Below are 24,307 nucleotides of genomic sequence, written 5' to 3' on the forward strand. Positions count from 1 at the left end.
GTCGACTTCTTGGCGGTCGCGGGCGGCCTGCCGGACGGCGCCGCGCCGCCGGGCGCGCGTCGACGATCGGCCATCAGGGCGACATCGAGCAGGAAATACGATCAGCCCGGCATGCCTACAGCCCCGGCGGGCGCTCCGCGGTGACCATCCCTGTGACAGCGGTCGCCGAGGAAGGGGTGCCGGGATGAGGCTGCGCCGCACACATCCGGCAGGCCGAAGCATGGCGTTCGTCGCCGTCTGCACCTTCGCCGCCGCGCTGCTCGGCACGCTGACAGCTCACGCGCCGACGGCCCGCGCCGGCGGAGTCGGTGAGCACGGCCTTCAGCTGACGGTCACCGTGAACACCCGCCCGGGACTGGGCGCGCTCCAGCCCGGCATCCGGGTGGGAGCGCCCGTGGTCAAGGTCTACCGGCTGACCAACCGCAGCGGGGCCGACCTGTCCTCCGTACGCCTCGCCGACCCGGACGTGCCGCCCTCCACCATCGACTGCGGCGGCTCCGCCCAGCCGGGTCACCTGCGGGCCCTGTCGAGCACCGTCTGCACGGCCCGGTTTCCCGCCGTGCCCGGCCTCCACATCGGATGGACCGTAGCCAGCGGCACCGTCCCCTCCCTGGCGATGGGAATGAAGGCTTCGGCGCGCAGCGGCTATACGGGAGTGGGCGGGAGGCTTTCGCTGGCCGAGAGCTCCCGGCTCACCAGTTTCACCGAGGCCGAGGTGCGTTACGTCCTGACCAACCCCGGCAACAGGGCGGTGTACGACATCCAGTTGACCGATCCCGTGCTGGCGCCGGGCCGTATCGACTGCGGCGGCCGGGCCGGCGTTCCCGAGCTCTCGCCGGGCATGACCGTGACGTGTACGGCGCAGGTCGGCCGGCCCCCGGGTACGTACCACAGCGCGGGCACGGCCGGCGGCAGCGACTGGACGGTCACCCTCGGTCCGGCAGGGGGCGATGAGGGGCCGCCGGTCCTCACCGCTCACGCCGACACCTCCTTCACCCTTCTCCCTCCCCCGGCCATGCCCCCGCCGCTCCTACCGGGCCCGCAGGCTTCCGGCCCGCGGGTTCCCGGTTCGGTGTCTCCCCGGCCTCGCGGTGCCCCCTCAGCACAGCGGTCGCCCACCGTGCCGGGTGCGGCGAGACCTGCCGCGCCGGCCGTGCCCGCCGTGCCCTTCCCCTTCCCCCGCTCCCTGGTGTTGGGGGGTACCGCCACACCGCTGGGGCAGCCGCCCGCGGCACCCGGCGCGCCCGCTCCGGGGGCGCCGCTCGGTGCCGCCGCGCCGCCGTCTCTCTTCACCGCGCCCCTGACCGCTCCCGGCCCTGTGCCACCTCCCGGCGCACTGGCACCTGCGGTACCCCCGGTGCCCCTGGCGCCGCCCGGCATCGCCGCAGTACCGCCTGGCCCTGGGGCGCCGCCCGGAGTTCCCCCGGCACCGCCCGCGGCACCGCCGGACCTCCCCGGAGCACCCCCCGGAGCCGCGGCCGTACCGCCCGCGATCCCTGCCGTACCGCCTGCGGCCCCCGCTGTCCCACCAGGGCCCGGTGGGGGTGTCGTCGGCGCCGCGCCCGTGCAGCCTCCGGCTCCGGTCGCGCCTCCCCAACCCCCGCCGCCCCGGCCGCCCCAGCCGCCCCGTGGCGGCGTACAACAACTGGCGATCCCCCCGAAGCTGCCGCGCGGCAGCAAGGAATCCCCGGACATGTCCATGGTGGTCGTCCTGTTGCTCCTCCTCGTTCCCGGCGCGCTCGCGGCTGCGCTGCTGGGCTCACGCCGCCCGTGATCCAAGGGGAATTCCGTGCCGAACACCTTGCAGAGCCTCGCCGTCGTCGTGGGAGCGGCCATGGTCGCCGCCGCGGTGGTCGTCGTCAAAGGCCGCCTCTTTCCACCGGACCCCGACGAGGAGCCGCGCGAGGACGTCGCCGAGTACATCTCGATGATGGTCGGCGTCCTCTACGCGCTCGTACTGGGGCTCGCCCTCGTGTCCGTGTGGGAGACCAGCAGCAGTGCCTCCTCCCACGTGCAGGCCGAATCCAGCGCGCTGCACGAGACGTACCTGCTCGCCGAGGCCCTGCCCCCGGCCGAGCGCGCGCAGGTGCGCGCCGCCTCCCAGCAGTACGCGCATCAGGTCGTCACCACCGAGTGGCCGCGCATGACAGCAGGCGAGAGCCTCGGCCCCGAGGGCTGGAGAACGCTGGAGCAGCTGCGCGCGGCGAGCCGGCTCCCGGCCACGGCCACGCCCGCCCAGCAGCTCGCCCTCCAGGAGATCCTGTCGCAACTGGGCACCCTCGACGAGGCACGGCGCGGGCGAGAAGGCGATGCACAGAGCAGCCTCTCCCCCGTTCTGTGGCTCGGCCTGATCATGGGCGGGGTGTTGACCGTCGCCTTCATGTTCATCTTCGGCATCCGCCGCAGCCTGACGCACATCGTGATGGTCATGGGCCTGGCCGGATTGATCACGTTTCTGGTGCTGCTCATCCGCGAACTCGACGCCCCGTTCGGCGACATCCTCGGCACCGACCCCTCCGCCTTCACGCGCTACTTCCCGGCGTGACGGCACGCGGTGTTCTCCACCGCGGCCGGGACGAGGAGATGCTCGGGCGCCCTTTCCTCGCCCGGTGGAGCCGGCAGGGCTGCTCGGCGGCCTGTGCGGGGCCGTCAGCCGATCCCGGTGATCATTGATCCCAGCGACAGCAGCAACGCCCCCAGTGCACCCACCGCACCGTAACGGCGCACCTCGATCCGCGTATCCAGTCGACGGACGTACCGCAAGGTGGCGGCGGCGAACGCCAGGCCGCCAACGATGAACCACGGCCCCCACAGGCAGAGATACCAGAGAGTCAGCCCGGCCAGGTCAGGCGCGACCGAGCGGATCCCGGCCTCGACCAGCACACCATGAACGAGGAAGAGACAACCGTGCCAGACGAGCAGCACCGCCGCGCCGCCGCCGCAGAACACCAGGAGACGGCCGACCCGTCTGCCGCGCCTCTGTGCGAGGCCGATACCGATGAGGGCTCCGAAGACCTTCAGAAGACCCGTCACCCACAAGACGGCCACGAACCACGCCACGCGCTCATCGGCGAGTTTCACCAGGGACGGTGACACCGTCGTACGCGCTCCGAAGGTCGTTCCCGTAGCCCAGACGAAACTGGGTACCGCGAACAGGAGCCCCCATGCCGCCGCAGCGAACCCCGGCCAAACGCCCGGGTGTAGCCGGGGTGCCCGGGCCGGGGCCGGGTGTGGTTCGTCGCCAACAGAGAGCTTGATCGTCACGACTCCATCCTGGCAGCGCCATACGCACGCGATGTCATCCGCGCTGACGATCGGCCTCCCCCATACGGGCTACCTCGCGACGGATCTCCCCAGGCACGGCCGTCGTTCCCTCCAGGGGTCAGGGCACCAGATTGACGGTGTAGTTCGTGAACCCATTGACGTCGAACTCGCGGAAACCCTCGTTTCGAGTGGGTGGGTCGCACCGGTTGAGGCACCACTCGAAGGCGGTGTTCGTGACACAGGTGACGACGGGCCCTGCCCATACCGCGCCATCGGCGGCCTCGGCGTGGAAGTACCAGAAGCGGTTGACGGCCGACACGTTCGCGCCGTCCACGGCCACCGTGGCACCCGGCCCGATGTTCCACCAGCCGCGCTTCAGCCAGCCCTCCGGGCAGTTCGGGAAGCGCTTGATGTAGCTCACCGACACGAGCGTGCTGTAGCTGTTGCGGAAGAACAGCGTCATCGGATCTCCCCCTTCAGCTCTCGGTCGGAGTGAGCCGGAAGCTCGGGCCCGCGCTCTCCGACAGCGCGTGCTCCTCGGTCAGCAAGAGGCCCGGCCGGTGGCGGGCCACCCCCTCCGCCTCCACTTCCACGGCCTCCTCGGCCGCGACGGGCGCGGCGGTCGCCCGGTCGGCGCTCGCGACCTCCGCGTCCAGATCCGTGGGGGCCGCCACGCCCGTGTCATCCTCGGGTTGTTCACTCATGCTTCCCCTCCTGCGCTCCATGCCGGGGCCGGTGGACCGGCGTCGACATACCAACAAGCTGGACACTTAGCGTAAACAGCCAACTTCGTTGAGTGACAGGGCGTGCGAGGGCGCGGACGTCGCACATATCGCGACGGGCGAGCGCCATCCGTACGGGAAGCCAACGCGCCCCGCCCCCAGTGGGGCGGGGCGCGACTGACGTGACCGGCGGTACGGGGTGCGCCGGCGATCCCCAGGTCGCGCCGCGAGGACATATGGAAGGCATCAGGACGCCACCCCCTCAATGTTGACTACGAGAGCGACGTGGCTCTTCGGTTGTGTCCGCCGCAGTAGTACCGTGCGCCTGTTTCCTTCGACACCGCACCAGGCTGCCCGCGCGCTCGGCACAGGAGCTACGGCAGCCCAAGGGGGTCTGCCATGAAGCCGGGAACCGACAGAGCCACCCGGCATGCCCAGCCCGGCGTGATCGCCGCTGGCGCGGCGCCCGCGACCGGCCGTCCCGGATTCGACAGACGCCGCCACGACGCGCTGCCCGACGGTATCTGGGCCCTTCGTACTCCCGTGTCTCCCGCCACCGACCTGGCGAGCGCCGCCGACCTGGCGAACAGCCACGTCGTGGCGTGGGCACGCGGGCACGGGCTGGTGCGGTCCGACGCCGCCGAGGACCGCCTCGCCTCCGTGCGCCTGGGGGATTTCGCGGCGCGCGTCCATCCGACGGCCTCGGTCGACGACCTGCTGCTCACCACCGACTGGATCGCCTGGCTGGACTTCCTCGACGACCAGAACGACGACCGTCGCAGCGCCCTGGACCCGCAGCGGTTCGAGGCCTTCCTGGCAGGCGTCGCCGACGTGGTGTCCACCGGTTCCGGCCGCGCGGCCACCGGGCCGATCGGTGACGCGTTGGCCGACCTGTGGGCCCGGACCCGCGACCGGGCCGGGAGCGGGCTGCGCCGCCGACTGCGTCTGCACGTGCTGGAATACCTCACCGGCAACCTGCAACAGGCCGCCTACCGCCGGCTTGGCGACCTCTGCGACCTGACCGAGTACGGAGTACTGCGCCGGGCGGCCGGGGGGATCCTGGTGACGTTCGATCTCATCGAGATCGTGGGCGCTGCCGAACTGGCGCCCTCGGTGTACTTCAGCCGCACCTACCAGCGGCTGCTGACGGCCGCCGCCGACGTCGTGTGCTGGACGAACGACGTCCTCACCGTCGAGAAGGAGACCGCCGCGGGAGACCTGCTCAACCTGGTCACCGTGCTCCAGCGGACGCGCACCCGCACCCGGACGCGCAACGAGGCCCTTGCGCGAGCCCGGGCCCTCCTCACCCGCCGCCTCGACGACTTTCACCGGGCTGAAGAGGATCTGCCGGGACTGTGCGCGGCGCTGGAGTTGGACCGTACGCAACAGCAGGCGCTGGCCGCGTGTGTCGGCCTGTTGCGGGCGTGGATGCGTGGCCACGCCGACTGGGGCATGTCGACGAGCCGCTATGCCTGTCCGCCCGCCGACCCCGGGTATCTGGAAGAGCTCATCCCCGGTTCCGCGCACACCGGGCCGGCCTTGGACACATGATCTCCCGGCGCCCCGCGCCGCGCGGGCGTCGGCGCCGGGGCCTGATGACTGGAGGATGAACATGGCGAACCCAGCGGGCATACGGTTCCCCGGGCAGGCGGTGGTCATCGGAGCGGGGATCGGGGGCCTGACCGCCGCGCGGGTACTCGCCGACCACTTCGAGCGTGTCGTCCTCCTGGAGTCGGGCGTGCTCCCGGCCGTGGCAGGGCCACGCGACGGCGTCCCGCAGGCGCGGCACGTGCACGGGTTGCTGGCGCGGGGTGCGAAGCAGTTGGAGGTGCTGTTCCCGGGTCTCCAGGCCGAGTTGATCGCGGCGGGAGCGCCGCTGTTCGACCACGGTCTGTTCGCCTCGACGACGGTGTTCGCCGGTCTCGTGCCCCGCGCGCGGACAGGTGTACGGGCCCATGGCTTCTCGCGGGACCTGCTGGAGTGGTCGCTGCGCCAACGGGTGGCACAGCATCCGCAGGTCACGCTTCGCGACCGCTCCCCCGTCACGGGGCTGCGCTGGAGCCCGGACGCGAGCCAGGTGGTCGGTGTCCGGCTGGCGGACGACGAGATACTGGACGCCTCGTTGGTGGTGGATGCCTCGGGCCGGTTCTCGAAGCTGCCGCAGTGGCTGGTGGATGCGGGGTATCCGCGGCCGGCGGTGAAGGTCGTCGACGCGGGGCTGGCGTACGCGACCATGGCCTTCGACGCCCCCAGCCAGGACTTCGAAGCCCTGCAACACATGAACAGCGCCCCGGACCTGACCCGGGGCGCCTTCGTCCTGCGCATCGAGGGCGGACGCTGGCTCGCGACCGTCTTCGGGGCTCTCGGCGACCACCCGCCCACCGACGAGACGGGCTGGCGGGAGTTCGCCGCGCAGCTGGGCAACCCCGACCTCGACAAGCTCCTCGCGTCCGCGACGCCCGTGAAAGAGGCCGGCGTCCATGGGTTCAAGCGCACCGAGAACCGTCGCCACGCGTACACGGCGATGCGGCGGTGGCCCCGGCGGCTGGTGGCGATCGGCGACTCGGTGGCAGCCTTTGACCCGGTGTTCGGGCAGGGCATGACCGTATCGGTGCTCCAGGCCCAGGCCTTGGGCGAGACCCTGGCGGGCGCGGACGACCTGGACGCGGTCGCGCGCCGGGCCCAGCGCCGGGTCGCCGCGATCGTACGGACTCCCTGGCTGATGTCCGTCAGCGAAGACCTGGCGTGGCACCACTACCGCGAGCGCGGCTCGCTGCCGCTGTGGCTGCGACCCGCGCTCTGGTACAAACGGCGGCTCCTGCGCCTGGCGGTCGTCGACGCGGAGGTGTACCGCGAGTTCCTGAGCGTTTATCACATGCTCAAGCCACCGACCGCACTCGTCGGCCCGAGGACGCTGGCCAAGGTCCTCTTCAAGGTCCGAGGCCCCGGACAGGGTGAACCCGCGGCGCGGCGCGGCGGCCCCCGGTAGAGCCAGCAAGCAGCCAGGAGCCAACGGCAGAAGCGAAGGGCGGTCGAACATGTCGCAAACTCAGCAGATCAGGTTAGGTGCCTGGGCCGGAATCGCGAACCTCCTGCTCTCCCTGGCCGTCCTGCTCACCACCCGGGACTCCTGGAAGTTCTGGCCGGTCCGCGGTGACTCCGACGCGGAGTACGCGGCCTGGTTCGACCAGCACTCGGCGGGAGCGTTCGCCCAGACCTTCTCCACGAACATCGGCGCGCTCCTGGGCATCTGGTTCGCCTTCTCCCTCACCCGGGCCCTCCGGCTGCCCCATGACTCCCTGCTGTCCTTCGTCATCCGCACGTCGGCCACCGTCATCGTGGCCGGCATGCTCGTCGTGAACGCGATGTTCAGCGTGACGAGCACCCCGCAGCTCATCGACGACCCCCGGTCGTGGCCGCTGCTCCGGGCCTTCACCGAAGCGTGCCTGCACACCTTCTACGGACTGCTCACCGTCTTCGCGCTCTTCCTCCTGGCGGCGGCTGCCGCGATCCACCGGAGCCGGGAACTCCCGGCCTGGACAGGGTGGACGGCGTTCGCGGCAGGCCTCATCACCCTCTCGGGAAGCGCGATCTCCCTCGTACGCGCCGGATGGCTGGCCCCGTTGTCCCTGCCCTCGGTCACGCCGTTCTTCCTCTTCTGGCTGTGGGTGGCGGCCGTCAGCGTGGTCATGCTGCGCCTGCCCGCGCGAGAGGCGCGCGAGCGAGGTGGAGAGGCCGGGGACAGCGAGCGCTGAGCCTCCCCCGCGCTTTCCCCGATAGGGAAACCCCTCGCACCGCGCGCAGTGCCTGGCAGCCGTGCCCGCCCGTTCCGGACACTCATGCGTCGGCGCCTCTCCCCCAAGAGCCGTGCCGACAGCGCACCCGCAGGCCGTGCCTCCCCGAAACGACCTGCCCAGCACCGGCGGACGCGCCCGCGCGTGACCCGCCCACCTGCACGAAGTGAAAGGAACCCCCACTTCCATGGCCATACGAAGAGCCGCGAGATTACTGACGGTCACGCTGGCCTGCGTGTCCGCGTCCGCCATCGCCCTGCCCGCCGCCACGGCGGCTCCCGTGTCGTCCCCGGGGCCCGCGCGGGCCGGGACCGGGGCGTTCAGCGCGGCCGGTTACACGGCTGATCCGGCGCCCGCCGTCCGCAGCCGTGTCGTGGAGGCCGCGCGGAAGGCGCTCGCGGCTCACTCCAAGGACGCCCACAAGGCGGACGGCGACGCGTTCTCGGTGCGCAACCTGGTGGTCGACCGGGACGGGGCGGCATCCGTCCGTTTCGACCGTACGTACAAGGGGCTGCCGACCTACGGCGGCGACGTCGTCGTGCGTCTGGAGAAGGACGGCACCTACCGGTCGCTGGCGACCGGATCGCGGGCTACGGGGGCGGTCTCCACCGAGCCCCGGCTGGCCGCGTCCCGCGCCGCGCAGGTGGCGAAGGAGGCGTTCCGCGGCCGCGTCGACTCGGTCTCCGCCTCGCATCTCGCGGTGCGGATGAAGGGCACCGACGCCGCCCTGGTCTGGGAGACCGTGGTCGCGGGTGTGCGCCCGGACCAGACGCCGAGCCGACTGCACGTCCTCGTGGACGCCCGTACGGGCAAGGTCGTACGGACCAGCGACGAGGTGAGTACGTTCGCCGCAGAGGGGGCGGCGCACGCCACGGCTGCGGCAGCGGCGCCGAGGACCGGCGCCGCTGCCCCCGCGGTCGCGGGAACGGGCGCGACGATCTACAGCGGCAGGGTCTCGATCGACGTCACCCAGAGCGGCAGTGGCTACTCGATGCAGGACCCCTCGCACGGCAACGGCTACACGACCAACCTCAACCACGCCACCAGCGGGACGGGTTCGGTCTTCACCAGCTCCAGCGGAACCTTCGGCAACGGCTCCACCGGCGACCCGGCGTCCGCCGGCGCGGACGCGCACTACGGGGCGGCACAGACGTACGACTACTACAAGAACGTGCAGGGCCGCAGCGGTATCTTCGGCGACGGCCGGGGGGTGCCCTCGCGTACGCACTACGGCAACGCGTATGTGAACGCCTTCTGGGACGGGTCCCAGATGACATACGGCGACGGCCAGTCCAACGCGCGTCCGCTGGTCGAACTCGACGTCGCGGGGCACGAGATGAGCCACGGCGTCAGCGGCGCGCTCACCGGGTGGGACGAGACCGGTGAGACCGGCGGTATGAACGAGGGCACCAGCGACATCTTCGGCACGATGGTCGAGTTCTACGCCAACAACCCGGTGGACAAGCCCGACTACACCATGGGCGAGCTCATCAACATCAACGGCGACAACCGGCCGCTGCGCTATATGTACAACCCGTCGCTCGACGGCCGGTCCCCCAACTGCTGGGACAGCAACAACGGCAGCCTCGACCCGCACTTCTCGATGGGCCCGCTGAACCACTGGTTCTTCCTCACGGCCGTCGGCAGCGGCGACCACGGCTACGGCAACAGCCCCACCTGCAACAACTCCACGATCACCGGACTCGGCAACGACAAGGCCGCCAAGATCTGGTACAAGGCGCTGGCCTCCTACGCCAACAGCAGCGAGAACTACCACCAGGCACGTATCGACTCGCTGAAGGCCGCCGCCGACCTGTACGGCACGCACTGCGCCGAGTACAACACCGTCGACGCGGCCTGGGCCGCGGTCAGCGTCACCGGCGCGGACCCCGTCCCGGGCAGCTGCAACAGCCAGCCGGGCTCGCCCTCGGTGACCAACCCGGGCAACCAGAGCGGCGCGGTCGGCACCGCCGTCTCCTTGCAGATCCGGGCCACCGACCCGGGAGGCAAGGCACTCACCTACAGCGCGAGCGGTCTGCCCGCCGGGCTGTCGATCGGCTCCTCCACCGGCCTGATCACCGGCACTCCGACCGCCGCCGGCACCTCGTCGGTGACCGTCACCGCCAAGAACACCGACAACGCCACCGGCACGACCTCCTTCACCTGGACCATCACCGACGGCGGCCCGCCGCAGGGCTGCGGCAACCTGCCGGCCTGGAGCGCGAGCACCAGTTACGTCCCCGGCGACGAGGTCGCGCACAACGGCCACAAGTGGTCCTCGCAGTGGTACTCGACCGGCGCCGAACCGGGCGCGCCCGGCTCCTGGGCCGTCTGGAAGGACGGCGGCGCCTGCTGAATCACGCTCGTTGAGCGTCCTCAACACCCGTACGTGATCGGGCCGTTGGTCTTGCGACCGGCGGCCCGGTCCGCGTGCGGGCGAGCGCCCGGTAGCGTGGGGATTGGTCTTGACCTTTCCCCAGGAGCGGTCCTACATTCGGCGCGGCGCAATGAATGGCAGGTTCATGATCGCTGACTGAGGCATGAACTCTGCGGGCTGGACCATGACCTCCGCGGCATGGCCAAGGATGTGTCCGGAAGGGCTTGCGATGACCGAGCCGATCACCCTGCCGACAGACGGCCCGGCCCATCCTCGGCCGCCAGCCGTCGAGCGGGATGCCCTGTGCGACACCGTACGGGCCCATCTGCTGCGCGCGGGAGGCGTCCTGCTCACCGGCCCGGCGGGCATCGGCAAGACCACGGTGGCCTCCGAGCTGGCCGCACAGCTGCGCTCGCGCGGCCACCGGGTGCTGCGCTGTTCACCCTCCCCCGCCGAGCGCGACAGCCCCTTCCTCGGGCTCATCGACCTGCTGGTCGGCGTCGGCGAGGACACTCTCGCGGCGCTGGCCGCCCACGAACGGACCGTGCTGGAAACCACCCTGCTGCGCAGCCCGCAGGCCTGGGCAGCCGACCCTCTCGCGCCGACCGGCCCGCTCGGTGGGCGCGACGCGCTCGTCCTGCGGATCGCCGTCCGCAAGGTCCTTTCCGTGCTCGGCGCCGCCGCCCCACTGCTGCTGGTCATCGACGACGCGCAGTGGCTCGACCGGGCCACCGCGGACATCCTCAAGTACGCAGCCCGTCGCGCCGACGCCGACTTGTGGGTGCTCGTCACCGCGCGCACGGGCTCCTCGGGCGACGACGGGGGCCCCGCCGACCGCTCGGCGGGCGCGCAGGAGCTCTGTCCGCAGCCGGTCCGCCGGCTGCCCGTACCGCCCATGACCGCCCACGAGATCGCCGAGCTGTTGGAGCGGCACGACCAGCCCAGCTGGCCCCGCCCGCTCGTCGCCCGCCTGCACCGGGCAAGCGGCGGCAACCCCCGCACCGCGCTGGAGCTCAGCTCCGCTCTGGACGAGCGCGCCCGCAGGCACGAACTGCCCGGCTCCGCCGACCCGCTCCCCGTCCCCGAATCCCTGCGCCGGCCGATCCTCGACCGCGTCGACGCCCTGCCCGCCGGTGCCCGCCGGACGCTGGTCGTCGCGGCCGCCGCCGCGCGTCCCACCGTGGAGCTGCTGCGACGCGCGGGCCGCCACGACGCCGCGGCCGACCTCGACACCTGCCTGCGGCACGGCATCCTCGACGTCCTGCCGGGCACGGACCACGGCGTCATCCGCTTCCTGGATCCGCTGACGCCGATGGTGCTCCAGAGCGAAACCCCCTACGCCCACCAGATGGCCGCACACCGTGCCCTGGCCGACGCCTCCGAGGACCCCGTCGAGCGCGCCCACCACCTCGCGCGGCTCACAGCGGGCCCCGACCCGGCCGTGGCGGCCCGGCTCACCGCCGCCGCCTCGGCGGCTCGCCGTCGCGGCGCTCCCAGGACGGCGGCGCGACTGGGCCGCCTGGCCGCCGAGTACACCCCCGCCGGGCAGGCGCACGCCGACATAGCCCGCAGGCTGACGGCCGCCGAGGACGCCATCGAGGCCGCGGACCTCGACTTCGCCCGGCAGTTGGCGCACGAGGTGCTGGGCGAGGCGCGGCGGCCGGCTGAGCGGGTGCGGGCCTGGAACGTGGTCATCGACTCCTGCGGCCAGGCGATGGCCGAGATCGCGGACGTCTTTCCGGAGGCGGTACGCGACGCCGGTGGCGACCCCGTGCTGCTGGCCCCGCTGCACTACCGGATGAGCTGGCGCGAGTGGATGGTCGGTGGCTCCGCGCCCCGGGCCCACACCCACGCCGTGCGCGCCGCCCAGCTCGCGGCGCGCACCGGCGACCGGCGCACCGAGCTCATGGCGCTCACCCAGCAGGCGGCCCTGGAGCTCTTCCTGGGACTCCCACAGGCCGAGGTGACCCTGGCCGCCGCACTCGCCGCGCCGCACGACGTCCACGCCATGATCCACCACAACGGGCCCCTGTACCTCAAACACCGCTTCCACCTGGTGCACGACGAACTGGACGAGGCCAGGGCCGAACTGCGCACCCTCGTCTACCGGCTGCGCCAGCGCGGCTCGGCCGACAGCCTCAGCCAGTGCCTCATCGGCCTGGCGCAGGTCGAGATCCAGCGCGGGCGCTGCCGCCCGGCCCTGACCATCGCCCGGCAGAGCCTGCGTATCACCGAGGAGTCGGGGCTGAGCCAGGGGCCCGCCTGGTACGCGGTGTCGCTCGCCGAGACGGCGGGCGGCAGCCTCAGCCAGGCGCTCTCCGCGGCGGAGACGGCCCGCCGCCACAGCGAGGACGACGACGACCGGCTCTTCCTGCCCCGGGCGCTGCACGCCGAGGGAAGGATCAGGCTGTTCAGCGGTCAGTACGGGCAGGCCGTCGAACTCCTGCGGCGTACCGCCGCGTTGGAGAGCGCGCAGGGCCAGCGGGACCCGGCGACCCGGCGGTGGCACGCGGACCTGGCGGAGGCCCTGGCGGCCTGCGGCGCGCCGGACGAGGCGGAAGCCGTAGTCACCCGGGCCCGCCGCCAGGCCGAGCGGCTCGGCCGGCCCGGGGTCCTGGCCACGCTCGACAGGGCGGCTGCGACGGTCAGCGTGGCCCGGGGTGAACTCGGCGACGGGGCAAGAGGGTTGGAGCACGCCGCAGCGCGGCTACGGGCCACCGGATACCCCCTGGAGGAGGCGCGCACCCAGGTGACCCTGGGCCGGGTGCGGCGTCTCCTCGGCGACGAAGCCGCCGCCCGCGCCGCTTTCGCGGGCGCGCTGCGGATCTTCACCAAGTCCGGCGCCCGCTCCTGGGTCTCCCTGACCCGCGCCGAACGCGACCGTACGCCGGACGGCTCGGCCTGCGCCCCCGAGGGAGGGTCCTGGGCCGAACACCTCACGACGACCGAGCGCAGCGTCGTGGCCCGCGTCGCCCAGGGTGCCACCAACCGCGAGATCGCGGCGGGCCTGGTGGTCAGCGTGAAGACCGTGGAAGCGGCCCTCACGCGCGCCTACCGCAAGCTGGGCGCCAAGTCGCGCGTGGAGATCGCGCGCATGGTGCTGACACGGCCTGCGGGGTAGGCCTGGGTGGGGGGTGGCCAGGGGCGGCCCGGCGCGGGTCGTCAGCCGTGCCAGAGCTGGGTCGCACCCCCGTAGCAGTCCCACTGCGTCACCGCGGTGCCGTTGGTGTGACTCCACACGGCGTCCAGACACTTCCCGCTGTCCACGTTCACGACCTCGTACCCGTTGCCCACCGCCCGCAGGGTCCACTTCTGCGTCGCGCCGCCGTAACAGTCCCACTGGTTGACGACCGTGCCGTTGGTGTGACTCCACACCGCGTCCAGGCACTTCCCGCTGTCGGTGTTCACGATCTCCTGGCCGTTCCAGCTCCACTGCTGGGTCGCGCCGCCATAGCAGTCCCACTGGTTCACCGCGGTGCCATTGGTGTGACTCCACACCGCGTCCAGGCACTTGCCGCTGTCCACGTTGACGAAGTAACCCCCGGCGGCCGCGAGGCCGGGGCCGACGGGCTGGGGCCGGGCGCCGGCCGGCGCGGCCGCGACGAGACTGCCGCCGATGAGGGACGCGACCCCGACCGCGAGAGCGGCCATGCGCTTGGTGTGCGTGCGTGCCATGAGGTGGTGCTCCTTCGCTGGTGACCACTGGTGAGGTGGGTACGAGCCCGACCCCGGCCGCGTCCTCGGCCCGAGATCGTTGTGGCATGACCCCATCACCATGGGTCCGGCGGTGCTGACGGGGGAATCCCGAGAACTTGGGGATTGACCGCATCCGCCGCTCGGGAGCCCCGACTTCGCCGGCGAGGCCCGACGTCGCCCCACGCGCGGCCGCGCGGTCGTGCCCCTGGACGAGATCCGCCAGCGGCTTCGCACCCTCAGACCCCTCGAGGAACTGTGGGCGCCGTGGTCTCTGCAACATCATGACCAGGGCTTATTCCAGGAGGAGTCGGGGTGTGAGCAAGCGGTGGGCGGGCATCCGTGCAGCGTACGACTTCGAGGAAGGGACGGCATGGAAATCTCCGGCATCATCACCGCCATCATCATCGGCGCCATCATCGGCGTGCTGGGCCGCCTCGCCCTGCCCGGCCGCCAGCACACCGGCTTCCTGTGGACCATCGCCGTCGGCATCGTCGCCGCCCTGGTCGGCACCGCCATCGCCGCCGGATTCGACGTCGCGGACACCAAGGGCATCGACTGGATCGAACTGGCCATCCAGATCGCCCTCGCCGCGGTCGGTGTCGCCGCCGTGGAACGCCTCAAGGCCCGCTGACCTGCGGGGTGAACGCTCGTGTCGGCCGCCCGGCGAGTAGCTCCGGGCGGCCGACACGTGCGTACCGTGACAACCTCCGCCTACCCCCGCGGGCCTCGGACGACGTCGACCGCGGCCAACTCGTCATGGCCGGGCGGCTCCCAGTCGAGGATCGGGGCGAGCGACTTGAACATGGCCGAGGCGGGAGTCAGGCGGAGCAGTAGGTTGCGTACAGCAGTGGCGGGGGCGGACTGCCACTGGGCGGCGGCGCCGATCCGGTCGGAGCGGCGGGCGATCGACTGCGTACGGGGGCGTCGGTCCCGGTCGTAGGCCGCCAGCGCGGACTCCACGTCGGTATGGGTGTCCAGGAGCGCGGCGAGCGTGACCGCGTCCTCCAGTGCCTGGTTGGCGCCCTGGCCCAGGTTCGGGGACATGGCGTGCGCGGCGTCGCCGAGGAGCACGGCGCGACCGGTGGTGAAACCGGCGAGCGGCGGCAACGTATAGATGTCGTGGCGCAGCACCGCTTCCTCGTCGGCGGCCTCCAGCAGTCGGGGAATGGGGTCGTGCCAGCCGCCGAAGCGGCGGCGCAGCTCGGCGAGTTCGCCGCCGGGAGCGCGTCGGCCCTCGGGTGCGTTGGCGACGCCGAAGAGGTAGGTGCGGCCGTCCGCCAGCGGGGCGATCCCCACGCGCTCGCCCCGCCCCCAGGTCTCTCCTCCGGCCGGAAGTCGCCCGCCCGCGTCGACGACGAGACGCCAGCTGGTGTATCCGGTGTAGCGCGGTGCCGGGGCCTGCGGCCACAGGGAGCGCCGGACGGTGGAGTTGATCCCGTCCGCGGCGACGAGCAGATCGGCCTGTGACACGCCCCCGTCGTGCCGGACCTCGACCCGTCGGCCGTGCAGCGCCACCCCGGTGACCCTGGTGCCGCCGCACAGCGTGCCTGCCGGAAGGGCCGCACGCAGGGTGTCGAAGAGGCGGGCGCGGTGAATCATCACCAACGGGCCGAAGCGGCCGGCCAGTTCCTGGGTGTCGGTGCGCGACAGCCAACGGCCCGCGGTGTCCCGGATGCCCGCCTGCGTCTCGACGAGGGCCTGCCCTCGGACCTCGTCGCCCATGCCCAACGCGTCCAGCGCGCGCAGGCCGTTGGGCCACAGCGACAGCCCCGCCCCCACCTCACCGAAGGCGGCGGCGCGTTCCAGCACCTTGACCTGCCAGCCGCGACGGATCAGCGCGAGGCCGGTGGCCAGTCCGCCGATCCCTCCCCCGACCATGATCGCGGAGCGTTCCCCGGCACCGGGAGCCGCTTTGCTCATCGAAATCCCCCCTCTACATCTGTAGTGGACGCCCTTGACTCTACACTTGTAGAGACGCAAGCGGAGCCCAGGAAGGAAACCAGTGACCCAGACCACACTCCGGCGGCAGCGGCTGGCCGACGCGGCGATCAGCACCCTGGCTGATTCCGGGATGCGCGGACTCACCCACCGCGCGGTGGACCAGGCGGCCGACGTCCCTTTGGGCTCGTGCTCGTACTACTTCCGGACCCGCCAGGACCTCCTGCAAGCCGCCGTCGAGCGCCTGGCCGAACTGGACATCGACGAGATCGACGACCGCCCCGCCCTCATCGGGCCCGCGAGCGTCGCCCAGATCGCCGAGGCCACCGCGGACCTCATCCAGCACTGGACCACCGCCGGACGCGAACGCATGCTCGCCCGCTACGAGCTGGCCCTGGAGGCCCCCCGCCGCCCCGAACTCCGCGCCGCACTCCACAAGGCGGGCAGCCGCCACCGGGCCGTGGCCGCACATCTGCTCGCCTCGGCGGGCGCCCCCGACGCCGCCGCACAGGCCAACGCTTTCGTCGCCCTCCTGGACGGCATACTCCTCAACCAGCTCACCGCCGCGGCCCCCCACCAACTCTCCCCCGAGCAGCTGCGCCACAGCGTCCTCACCCTGATCCACACCTGCACCACACCGGCTGGACCGGGGGCGGAACGCCGGTCAGCGTGAATAGTCCGCGAGCGTGAGCAACAGGTGGGCCGACTCGGTGCGTACGTGGTCGGAGTGGGCGCCTGCCGGGTTGAGACGGCGGCCCCGTACGTACACGTCGGAGGCGTCGACGTTGACGAAGCGGTGGTCGAGCGCGGCGAGCGGGTACCGCTCGTCGAGCGGCAGCAGTCGCGTGGTGGACAGGGGGGCTGGTGCCGGGCCGATCCCGGAGTGCCCGATGCCGGGCTGCCGCTCGGCTCGCAGGTGCCAGAAGCCCGTCGCGCGGTCGTGACGGGAGTACGTGGCCACGACCGGGCCCCGCAGAGGAGCCCCCTCGTGTGCCTCACTCGGCAGGAGGTGGGGGAACAGCGAGAGGAACGCGTCACGCCGTGCGGCCATCTGGAACAGCAGCATGCTGTCCGCGGTGAACGGGCGGGTGGACGGGTGGGCGGCCGCGCCCCAGCCGAGGGTGTCGTCGAGGCGGGCGTCGGCCGCCCACTGCACCGCCTCGCACAGGAAGCGGCAGCCGAAGGAGTGGCCGACGAGGTGCAGATACTGTCCGTCCCGATTGGCCATCACCGGGGCGGCCCGGGGGTCGGCGCGCTCGGTGTCCAGATAGCCGAGCAGCCGGCCGAGGATGTGGGCGGCGTGTCCCTTTCCGTCGCGGGCACCCATGGCGTGCGCCCGGTCCCGGATGCGGCGGTAGCCGGCAGGGGTGACCGGGCTGGAGGACGGCCAGCGCACCACGACACACCACGGGCGGAAGCCCTCGGCGGCGAGACCGGGGTAACGGCCCGGCGCCGCTGTCAGGTTGCTCCGTGCCATGGTCAACAGCCGTGTGGCGGTGCGCTGGGCGGCCTTGGGGGAGGTCTGCCAGCCGTGCACGTAGACGAGGATGTCGGTTGCCCAAGCGGGCGGGGCCAGGCGCTCGGCGAAGTAGTCGCGCAGCCATGGCCCGGCCACCGGCTCCCCCGACTCCGCGTCGAGCAGCCACCCCGTCTCGTCCAGGTCCACGGTCGCCACCACGGCGCTGTCGCTCATGCCCCGCCTCCGGGTGCCCGGTCCAGCCGCGCGTCCATGCCGCTGTACAGCCCGTAGGCGAGCCCCAGCGGGTTGCGGTACCGGGCGGCGAAGTGCCGGGCCAGGTCGTTGGTGATGCGGCCGGCGGTCGCCGTGCCACGCAGGTACCGCGTGACGAATGCGAGCGCGTACTCGGCGGCGAACGCCTGCGGCATCGCGATGTGCGGGCCGAGCACGCCCTCGGCGCCGTGGTCGATGAGCATCCGCCCGAGGAACGCCCGGTCGGCGTTGGCCGCGGCGACACCGGTGTGACAGGCGTTGAGCAGCACGAGCGGCCGGAAGCGGCTGTGCCGGTGGGCCGCCCGCAGCTCACGGACGCTGTACCCGTCGAACGGCGTGCCGTCCGTGAGCCGGATGGCCAGGATGGGCGGCTCGGGCTCGTTGGGTATGAAGTCGCCGTGGCACCAGAAGTACGTCAGCTGCTCGTCCAGATCAGGACGTGCGAAGTCCCGGACCAACTCGTCGTACGTCGTACGCACCGTGCACTGTGTGCCCTCGGCCAGCACCGACGCCACCTCCTTCGCCCGGGTCGCCCGGCCCACGCCGGGGTCGTGGTTCAGGCTGACGGTGGGGCGCGGGGGTGCCGTACGGGCCGGACCGAGCCACGCGTAGGCCGCCCCGGTGTGCTCGATCTGGTGCCGGTGGCCGAGGAACCGCGCGAACAGGCCGTCCAACTCCGCTGTGGATGGCGTGGCTTCCCCGCTGGTGCACAGCATCGGCCAGGGCAGTTGCAGATCGGAGTCGAACCGCACCCGGAGCCCTTCCTGGGACAGCGCTGAGCGCAGATAGGAGCGGAACATCTCGGTCTGTACGTCGTCGCCGCCCAGCAGCGTGTCGAAAAGCAGGGATTCCCCGGCCCGGGCCAGATCGGCGACCCGCCCGCACAGATGTTCCTCCGATTCGGCGCTGAGGTCGGCGGCGGTGGCGTACGGGCGGTGCCGGCCCGGAAGATCGCGTCCCTGGGAGTCGACCGGCTGGAAGTCGACGAACCTCCTCTGCCAGTGGGCGCGGAGCCGTGCCGCGGCACTGTGGACGTCCTCGGGCCGCACGCTCAGATCGGCCTTGTGCTCGGTGCCCTGGAGCGCCGCGACCGAGGCGCCGGACATCCGGGCCCGGATCCGGCCGCCGCCGAGGACGTCGAAGCTGACGCGCAGGTCGGGCGGCTCCGTCTCCAGGTGCGGCAGGAAGCGGAAGCCGTCGCTGGGGTCCTGGACGACATGGGTGGTCAGGGAACGGGGCATCGGCTCAGTCCCTCCCCCGGTGCGGTCCCGCCGCCCCCGTGCTTTCTGCCCCGGTGGGCTCGGGGCCCCCGACGTCCAGGTCCGCCTCCACCTGTTGCAGGACGACGCCGGTGTCGTGGTGCAGAAAGGTGAACCGGATCCGGTGTCGGCCGGGCTCGGCTGCCCTGACGCGGAACCTCGCGGGACTGGAGTCCCCAGGACCGTACAGCGCTGTGGCCGGTATGACGTCCGCGCCGCTCAGCGGCACCGCCACGATCTCCAGCACGGGCCGCGCATCCGGGCGCGCCCACGGGTGCCCGTCCTCGGCGACCAGCTCGACCGCCAGGCGCAGGGCAGCGCCGGCACGGGCACGGTCGTCCAGGAGGATCACACGGGCGTGACAACCCGGAAGGGCCGCGGCCGCGGGCAGAACCGGGTTCCTGGCGGGGGCATGGGCCTGCTCGCGGGCCTGCTCGCCCGCCGATCGAGCGGAGCCCGCCGACAGAAGGCTGTCCGGAACGCGGAAGGCGCCCGCAGCCATTTCCCTCGGGCCGAGCAGGCGCGGTCGCTCGGTGTGGGTGCCGCCCGCGGGCGCGTAGACCTCCGCGTATCTCAGGTACTGCTGGTTGGCTGCCTCGACGACCTGGGGCAACAGCCGCCCGAAGGCCTCCATGCTCGCCACGCCGTCGGCCGCGGGCCGGGAGGCGGCCCGCCCCTGGCGCAGCTTGACCGGCATGGTCTCTTCCATCCGGTACGTCAACTCGGCCTCCGCCGCCCGGCTCTGCCGGTCGTCGCGGTTCCACGGGACGACCACGCTCACCCACGGCCGGTGCTCGGCGTCGAAGGCCGCCAGCCGGGCCCGCCGGTCCTCGTCCGTCAGCGCCCAGCGGTCCACCAGCAGGATCTCGGGCCGCGAGGGACGATGCCCGCTGCCGAAGCGCGGCGCCTCCTCGTCGAACGACGACACGGTGACGTTGTAGTTGAGGTTCCGTGCGAGGTCCTGGGCGACATACGCCAACGGCCGTGCGGCGACCGGGTGATAGGGGTTCCAGTCGAGCGGGCTGTCGCCGTAGTACGCGTCGTCACGGCCCTCGGGCAGCTCATGGCGGGTGGGCGCGGCGACCGTGATGTGCAGGCGGCGCGGCGCCGGCGACGCGGCGCCGAACGCACTGGGCGCCGTACGGTAGTCCAGGTGCCGCCCGGGGGCGATCTGGGTCTCGTCGGCGACTCTGACGATGCGTTTGGCGAGCTCGTAGACCGCGCGTTCGTACTCCTCGGCGAAGATGCGCAGCTTGATCAGCCCATAGAGGCCGTCGGTCACATAACGGTCGCCGAGGGCCCGGTGGTTGAACTGCAACCGCTCGGCGGGCCCCGGCAGTTGATCCGGCGGGACCGGCACCCACAGAGCCGGCACGATCGCCTCGACCGGGCGGTTGGTGTGGCCCCGGTGCTGGATGGCGCGCTGCGCGAACGCGTACCACTCCCGACCGCACGTCTCGCTCGCGAAGTAACGCGGCGAGAACAGCGGCACGAACACCCGGCAGGAGGCGAGGGCTCCGCTCAAGCGCTCCGACCAGCCGTCGCCGAAGCGTATCTCCCGGTCCATGAAACCGGGGGGCGCGTCGGCGGGCAGATCCGTCAGGGCCATCACATGGCCGCACAGATCGCGGAAGAGCCGCTCCACCCACATGTCGGGGTCCGCCCCGCCCGCCCCGTACCTCGGCGTCTGCGCGTAACTCAGAAAGAAGTACGGCCGTTGATCGGCCGGACGCCGCTGCGCTGATGCCTGCACACGACCCCCGAAGCTGTTTCCCCGCTCCCCGCTGCGAGGCCAGCATAGGCTGCGCTGTGGGCCACGGTGAAGGCGGCGCTTTCGCACAAAGTGTCGGTCCGGACCTGGGAGTTCGCGAGGGCGGTCGAGGGGCTGGCGGCCCACGGGCCCGTGCGGAAGGATGCGGCGGCGGCAGTGATCATGAGCGACGGGGGCACGGGATGACGACGGACGGCAATGAGATCACCGAGGCGATCGAGCAGTTGCGTACGCAGTTGGCCCAGGCGCAGGAGTACGGCAAGGACGCGCGGCTTCAGTTCCAGATCACGGAGGTGGAGATGGAGTTCCTCGTCGAGGTGCGCAAGGACGCGGGCGGATCGGGCGGCGTCCGTCTCGGCGTGGTCAAGCTCGGCGCCGACGCGAAGGTGGCGCAGGGCACGACCCACCGGCTGCGCCTCAAGCTCGATGTACGCGACACCCTGACCGGGGACCCCGCCACGGTCTCCGGCCGCCGGTGACGGCTTCGCGGGGCGAGGACCGGTACGAGGGCAGTCCGGCGTTGCACCCGGGGCTCGTGGCGGTCACCGCGGGCCCGGTGGACGCGGAGGGCCGCAACGAGTTCTCGTCCGGGCGGCTGCTGGCGCCGTCGCTGGTGCTCACCTCCCGCCACGGCGTGACCTTCACGGACGGCGGACACCGGCCCGACATCACCGTCAGGGCCGTCGTCGGCGGGCGGGGAGCGGTCCGCCTCACCCACCCGGTGCCGGGCGCCGTGGTCTGGCAGGGCGACGCCGGGCTCGACGCGGCACTGCTGCGGCTCGGCACCGAGGCCGCCGTCGTATCGGCTGTGCCCGAGCCGCGCTGGGCCGAGATCACGGGCACCGAGCCGGTCACCGTCGCCGTGACCGGCATGTCGGCCGCGGCGGCGCGCAGCACCGGCGACGACACGGAGACCGAGACCGTACGCGGAGTCCTGGACCCTCTGACGTACACGCGCAGCGACCGTTACGCCATCGACGTGTCGACCGCCTGGCCGGCCGGCTGGGACCAGTGGTCGGGCATGTCCGGGAGCGCGGTCGTCCACAAGAGCGGCGCCCTGCTGGGGGTCGTCGCCTGGAGCGACCGGCCGTACGAGGGACGGCGGCTGACGGCCGTCCCCGTACGGGCCCTGCTCGCGGATGCCGGGTTCCGGAGCGTCCTTCGCGAACTGACCGGCCACGACCCGCTGTTGCGGGCGCTCGACCCCGAACGCCCGGCCGGCTCCGCCCGGATACCGGCCGCTCCGGGTCCGGCCGAGGCGGTCCGTACCACTCTCAAGGCGCCGCCCCGCCAGATCGTGGACCGGGTCGCCGAGCGCCGCCGCCTGCCCGAGCTGGTCGCCGGGAACCTCACCGGGCGGCCCGAGCTGGTGCACGCCATCGTCGGCATGCCGGGCGTCGGCAAGTCGGCCCTGGCCCGGCACCTGGCCCATCAGCTCGCCGCCGACTTCCCCGACGTGCAGTTCGAGCTCGACCTGTACGGCCACACCCCCGACCGTGCGCCGCTGGACGCACACGCCGCGATGGAGGCGCTGCTCACCTGGGCGGGCATCCGTGGCGACGACGCGCCGTCCCTGGACGCGAAGGCAGCACTGTGGCGGAACTGGCTGCACGGCAGACGCGGGCTGCTGCTGCTCGACAACGCGGCCTCGCTCGACCAGGTGTCCTGTTTGCTGCCCGGGGACGACAGCAGTCTGGTCCTGATCACCAGCCGTATCGCGCTGCACGACCCGGACCGCATCACGCTCACCGCGCTCGACGTGCTGCCCGCCGACGAGGCGGTACGGCTCCTGGCGGCGGGCGCCGGACTCACGGCGCGGGAGGCGGCCGACCCCGCCCTGGAGGAGATCTGCCGGGCGTGCGGGTTCCTGCCGCTGGCCGTGCAGGCGGTCGCGGCCCGGCTGCGCTTCGAGGAACCGGCGGAACTGCTGCTCGCCATGCGGGAGACGGACTCGCCGCTGCTGGAGATCCCGGACGCCGACCGGCGGGTCGGTGCGGCGTTCGCGGTGTCCTGGCAGGCGCTGGAGGCGGCGGATCCGGTGCAGGCGGGCGTGTTGCGGGTACTGGCCATGCATCCGGGTTCCGAGCTGGAGGTGGAGGCGTGCGCGGCGATGACCGGGCTGGCGGTGCGCGAGTGCCGCCGCCGCATGGCCGACCTGGCCGAACGGCATCTGCTGCAACGCCACGGCCGGGGGCGCTTCGGCTTCCACGACCTGTTCCTGGCCTACGCCCGCAACCTGGCGTTGCGGCAGGAGCCGCAGGAGCGCTGGGACGAGGCACTCGACCGGCTCTTCACCCACCAGCTGAGCCGGGGCGAGGCCGCCCGGGAGGCGCTGGCCACCGGAGCGGGCGAGCCGGGCGCCGCCCGGGCCTGGCTGGAGGCGGAGCGCGGCAATCTGATCGCCGTGACGGTGGCCGCCGTCGAACGCCGCTCCCCGCACGCCAGACGCCTCGCCGCCCTGGCCCACACCGTCCTGGGCGGCCTCGGCGCCAGCACGGAACTCGCCAGGATCTGGACCACCATGAGGGATGCCGCCGTGGCCGACCACGACCAGCCCAGCCTGGCCGACGCCCTGCGGGGCCTGGCCGACACGGAACGCACACGCGGTCAGTCCAGTGCCGCGCGCGCCAACTACCGGGCCGCACAGGAGCTGTACGAGACCCTGGGCGACCGGCGCGGCGAGGCGGACACCCTGTGGGGTCTCGCCGAGACCGAACGCTCGCGCAGCCGCTACGACGACGCCCGTGCGCTCTTCACCGACGCCCTGCGCGGCTACGAGGAGCTCGACGACCGGGCGGGCCGCGCCGACGCGCACTGGGGTCTGGCCAACGTCAGCGTCTCGCAGGGCCGTTACGAGGCGGCCATCGCCGAGTTCCGCCGGGCGCGCGAGCTGTACGCCGAGCTCACCGACCGCCGGGGCGAGGCCCAGGCACTGCGCGGCCTGGCCGACATCGCGCGCAACCGGGGCCGGGGCGTCGAGGCGCACGAAGGCTACCGGGCCGCCCTGGCCACGTACGAGGAGATCGGCGACGTACGCGGACAGGCCCAGGCACTGCGCGGCCTCGGCCATGTGGCCCGGGTCGACGGCCGGCACGACGAGGCCGCCGACCTCTTCGTCCGGGCCCGCGACCTGTCCCGCCGCATCGGCGACCGGCGCGGGGAGGCCGACATGCTGCGCGGCCTCGGCGACGTCCAGCGCCTGCGGGGCCAGTACGCCCAGGCCCGCGAGACACTGTCCCGCTCCGCCGCCGTCCACCGCGAACTGGGCAACGCGGGCGGCCTCGGCTTCACCCTGCGCGCCCTGGGCGACACCGAACGCGCCGACGGCCACCCGGACCGGGCCCGCGCCGCCTACGACGAGGCCCGCAGCGCCTTCGAACAGGTCGGCTCCCGCCGCGGCCTGGCCGACATCCTGTGCGCCCTGGCATCCGTACTCCCCCACCCCACCGAGGCCCGCACCGCGTACACCGAAGCGCTCGCCCTCTACGAGGAACTCGGCGCGGAGAGCGCGGCTGCGGGGTGCCGGGAGCGGGTGGCGGGGATCGATGGGGGGATGCGGGGGTAGTGGTGGGCCGGGCTTGCCGGGTCTTGCCGGGTCTTGCCGGGGTGGGGGTTTTGCGCGGGCGGCAACCCCACCCCCGCCCACACGTCGTACAGAGCAGGCGGGGCGCTCACGAACCCCCGCCGTACCACTCGGCGGCGTCCTGGTCAGGCAGGCTCCGCCTCCCCCTCGTACGTGAAGTACCGAGAAAGG

19 protein-coding genes are annotated in these 24,307 nt (G+C 72.6%); 11 read left to right on the forward strand and 8 right to left on the reverse strand.

From position 1 onward, the window contains the following. The first annotated feature begins 220 nt into the window (after nucleotides 1-220). Together ABD236_RS11440 and ABD236_RS11445 are read left to right on the forward strand one after the other, a co-directional pair. Complete coding sequence (locus ABD236_RS11440; protein WP_344073175.1) at nucleotides 221-1,774, forward strand: hypothetical protein; 1,554 nt, start codon at nucleotides 221-223, stop codon at nucleotides 1,772-1,774. A 15-nt stretch (nucleotides 1,775-1,789) separates the two neighbouring features. After that, nucleotides 1,790-2,545, forward strand: coding sequence for a bestrophin-like domain (locus tag ABD236_RS11445; RefSeq protein WP_344073177.1), 756 nt, complete (start codon nucleotides 1,790-1,792; stop codon nucleotides 2,543-2,545). Nucleotides 2,546-2,649: 104 nt separating this feature from the next. Here the strand turns inward: ABD236_RS11445 and ABD236_RS11450 are convergent, their stop codons facing one another. The 3 genes from ABD236_RS11450 to ABD236_RS11460 form a co-directional block, all read right to left on the reverse strand. After that, a complete protein-coding gene (locus ABD236_RS11450) occupies nucleotides 2,650-3,264 on the reverse strand; it encodes a DUF3995 domain-containing protein (RefSeq protein WP_344073179.1) in 615 nt (204 codons plus the stop codon). 118 nt (nucleotides 3,265-3,382) lie between these two features. Then, nucleotides 3,383-3,727 carry a DUF1036 domain-containing protein gene (locus tag ABD236_RS11455; protein WP_344073181.1) on the reverse strand — a complete coding sequence of 115 codons (345 nt, stop codon included), beginning with the start codon at nucleotides 3,725-3,727 and terminating at the stop codon, nucleotides 3,383-3,385. 13 nt (nucleotides 3,728-3,740) lie between these two features. Further along, nucleotides 3,741-3,968 carry a hypothetical protein gene (locus tag ABD236_RS11460; RefSeq protein WP_344073183.1) on the reverse strand — a complete coding sequence of 76 codons (228 nt, stop codon included), beginning with the start codon at nucleotides 3,966-3,968 and terminating at the stop codon, nucleotides 3,741-3,743. A 417-nt stretch (nucleotides 3,969-4,385) separates the two neighbouring features. On the opposite strand from ABD236_RS11460, the gene ABD236_RS11465 reads away from it, so the two are divergent. The 5 genes from ABD236_RS11465 (at nucleotide 4,386) to ABD236_RS11485 (ending at nucleotide 13,278) form a co-directional block, all read left to right on the forward strand. Beyond that, nucleotides 4,386-5,537, forward strand: a complete 1,152-nt coding sequence (locus tag ABD236_RS11465) for a terpene synthase family protein (protein ID WP_344073185.1) — start codon at nucleotides 4,386-4,388, stop codon at nucleotides 5,535-5,537. Nucleotides 5,538-5,598: 61 nt separating this feature from the next. Then, nucleotides 5,599-6,975, forward strand: coding sequence for an FAD-dependent oxidoreductase (locus ABD236_RS11470; RefSeq protein ID WP_344073187.1), 1,377 nt, complete (start codon nucleotides 5,599-5,601; stop codon nucleotides 6,973-6,975). A gap of 49 nt (nucleotides 6,976-7,024) precedes the next feature. After that, complete coding sequence (locus tag ABD236_RS11475; RefSeq protein ID WP_344073189.1) at nucleotides 7,025-7,741, forward strand: hypothetical protein; 717 nt, start codon at nucleotides 7,025-7,027, stop codon at nucleotides 7,739-7,741. Between the two features lie 226 nt (nucleotides 7,742-7,967). Next, nucleotides 7,968-10,136 carry a M4 family metallopeptidase gene (locus ABD236_RS11480; RefSeq protein ID WP_344073191.1) on the forward strand — a complete coding sequence of 723 codons (2,169 nt, stop codon included), beginning with the start codon at nucleotides 7,968-7,970 and terminating at the stop codon, nucleotides 10,134-10,136. A gap of 250 nt (nucleotides 10,137-10,386) precedes the next feature. Then, complete coding sequence (locus ABD236_RS11485; protein WP_344073193.1) at nucleotides 10,387-13,278, forward strand: ATP-binding protein; 2,892 nt, start codon at nucleotides 10,387-10,389, stop codon at nucleotides 13,276-13,278. Nucleotides 13,279-13,319: 41 nt separating this feature from the next. Here ABD236_RS11485 and ABD236_RS11490 read toward each other — a convergent pair whose 3' ends face one another. Continuing rightward, on the reverse strand, nucleotides 13,320-13,832 hold the full coding sequence (locus ABD236_RS11490; RefSeq protein ID WP_344073195.1) for an RICIN domain-containing protein: 513 nt from the start codon (nucleotides 13,830-13,832) through the stop codon (nucleotides 13,320-13,322). A 391-nt stretch (nucleotides 13,833-14,223) separates the two neighbouring features. Between ABD236_RS11490 and ABD236_RS11495 the strand changes: the two genes are divergently transcribed. Further along, nucleotides 14,224-14,484, forward strand: coding sequence for a GlsB/YeaQ/YmgE family stress response membrane protein (locus ABD236_RS11495; protein WP_344073198.1), 261 nt, complete (start codon nucleotides 14,224-14,226; stop codon nucleotides 14,482-14,484). 80 nt (nucleotides 14,485-14,564) lie between these two features. Here ABD236_RS11495 and ABD236_RS11500 read toward each other — a convergent pair whose 3' ends face one another. Continuing rightward, complete coding sequence (locus ABD236_RS11500; protein WP_344073200.1) at nucleotides 14,565-15,773, reverse strand: FAD-dependent monooxygenase; 1,209 nt, start codon at nucleotides 15,771-15,773, stop codon at nucleotides 14,565-14,567. A gap of 82 nt (nucleotides 15,774-15,855) precedes the next feature. Between ABD236_RS11500 and ABD236_RS11505 the strand changes: the two genes are divergently transcribed. Then, entirely contained in the window at nucleotides 15,856-16,464 is a 609-nt protein-coding gene (locus tag ABD236_RS11505) for a TetR/AcrR family transcriptional regulator (protein WP_344073202.1), read from the forward strand. Here the strand turns inward: ABD236_RS11505 and ABD236_RS11510 are convergent. From ABD236_RS11510 to ABD236_RS11520, 3 genes are read right to left on the reverse strand one after another with little or no spacing between them, the layout of a single operon-like run. Further along, nucleotides 16,456-17,484: a hypothetical protein gene (locus ABD236_RS11510; RefSeq protein WP_344073204.1), complete on the reverse strand. Its 1,029-nt coding sequence runs from the start codon at nucleotides 17,482-17,484 to the stop codon at nucleotides 16,456-16,458. The genes ABD236_RS11505 and ABD236_RS11510 overlap by 9 nt on opposite strands. Further along, nucleotides 17,481-18,764: a CHAT domain-containing protein gene (locus ABD236_RS11515; RefSeq protein ID WP_344073208.1), complete on the reverse strand. Its 1,284-nt coding sequence runs from the start codon at nucleotides 18,762-18,764 to the stop codon at nucleotides 17,481-17,483. The genes ABD236_RS11510 and ABD236_RS11515 overlap by 4 nt, the downstream gene beginning before the upstream one ends. Before the next feature lie 4 nt (nucleotides 18,765-18,768). Then, a complete protein-coding gene (locus ABD236_RS11520) occupies nucleotides 18,769-20,535 on the reverse strand; it encodes a TIR-like protein FxsC (RefSeq protein WP_344073210.1) in 1,767 nt (588 codons plus the stop codon). A gap of 200 nt (nucleotides 20,536-20,735) precedes the next feature. Between ABD236_RS11520 and ABD236_RS11525 the strand changes: the two genes are divergently transcribed. Continuing rightward, on the forward strand, nucleotides 20,736-21,032 hold the full coding sequence (locus tag ABD236_RS11525) for a trypco2 family protein (RefSeq protein WP_344073212.1): 297 nt from the start codon (nucleotides 20,736-20,738) through the stop codon (nucleotides 21,030-21,032). Next, a complete protein-coding gene (locus ABD236_RS11530) occupies nucleotides 21,029-24,118 on the forward strand; it encodes a tetratricopeptide repeat protein (RefSeq protein ID WP_344073215.1) in 3,090 nt (1,029 codons plus the stop codon). Before ABD236_RS11525 ends, ABD236_RS11530 begins: the two co-directional genes overlap by 4 nt. Nucleotides 24,119-24,307 lie beyond the last annotated feature (189 nt).

It is taken from the genome of Streptomyces crystallinus (genome assembly GCF_039521265.1).
In the GTDB taxonomy this organism is placed as follows: domain Bacteria; phylum Actinomycetota; class Actinomycetes; order Streptomycetales; family Streptomycetaceae; genus Streptomyces; species Streptomyces crystallinus.

Excerpts from the sequence above, each read along its gene's own strand:
- ABD236_RS11440 (WP_344073175.1), top strand. The coding sequence starts at position 221 with ATGGCGTTCGTCGCCGTCTGCACCTTCGCCGCCGCGCTGCTCGGCACG.
- ABD236_RS11455 (WP_344073181.1), bottom strand. The coding sequence starts at position 3,727 with ATGACGCTGTTCTTCCGCAACAGCTACAGCACGCTCGTGTCGGTGAGC.
- ABD236_RS11460 (WP_344073183.1), bottom strand. The coding sequence starts at position 3,968 with ATGAGTGAACAACCCGAGGATGACACGGGCGTGGCGGCCCCCACGGAT.
- ABD236_RS11465 (WP_344073185.1), top strand. The coding sequence starts at position 4,386 with ATGAAGCCGGGAACCGACAGAGCCACCCGGCATGCCCAGCCCGGCGTG.
- ABD236_RS11470 (WP_344073187.1), top strand. The coding sequence starts at position 5,599 with ATGGCGAACCCAGCGGGCATACGGTTCCCCGGGCAGGCGGTGGTCATC.
- ABD236_RS11475 (WP_344073189.1), top strand. The coding sequence starts at position 7,025 with ATGTCGCAAACTCAGCAGATCAGGTTAGGTGCCTGGGCCGGAATCGCG.
- ABD236_RS11480 (WP_344073191.1), top strand. The coding sequence starts at position 7,968 with ATGGCCATACGAAGAGCCGCGAGATTACTGACGGTCACGCTGGCCTGC.
- ABD236_RS11485 (WP_344073193.1), top strand. The coding sequence starts at position 10,387 with ATGACCGAGCCGATCACCCTGCCGACAGACGGCCCGGCCCATCCTCGG.
- ABD236_RS11490 (WP_344073195.1), bottom strand. The coding sequence starts at position 13,832 with ATGGCACGCACGCACACCAAGCGCATGGCCGCTCTCGCGGTCGGGGTC.
- ABD236_RS11495 (WP_344073198.1), top strand. The coding sequence starts at position 14,224 with ATGGAAATCTCCGGCATCATCACCGCCATCATCATCGGCGCCATCATC.
- ABD236_RS11500 (WP_344073200.1), bottom strand. The coding sequence starts at position 15,773 with ATGAGCAAAGCGGCTCCCGGTGCCGGGGAACGCTCCGCGATCATGGTC.
- ABD236_RS11510 (WP_344073204.1), bottom strand. The coding sequence starts at position 17,484 with ATGAGCGACAGCGCCGTGGTGGCGACCGTGGACCTGGACGAGACGGGG.
- ABD236_RS11515 (WP_344073208.1), bottom strand. The coding sequence starts at position 18,764 with ATGCCCCGTTCCCTGACCACCCATGTCGTCCAGGACCCCAGCGACGGC.
- ABD236_RS11525 (WP_344073212.1), top strand. The coding sequence starts at position 20,736 with ATGACGACGGACGGCAATGAGATCACCGAGGCGATCGAGCAGTTGCGT.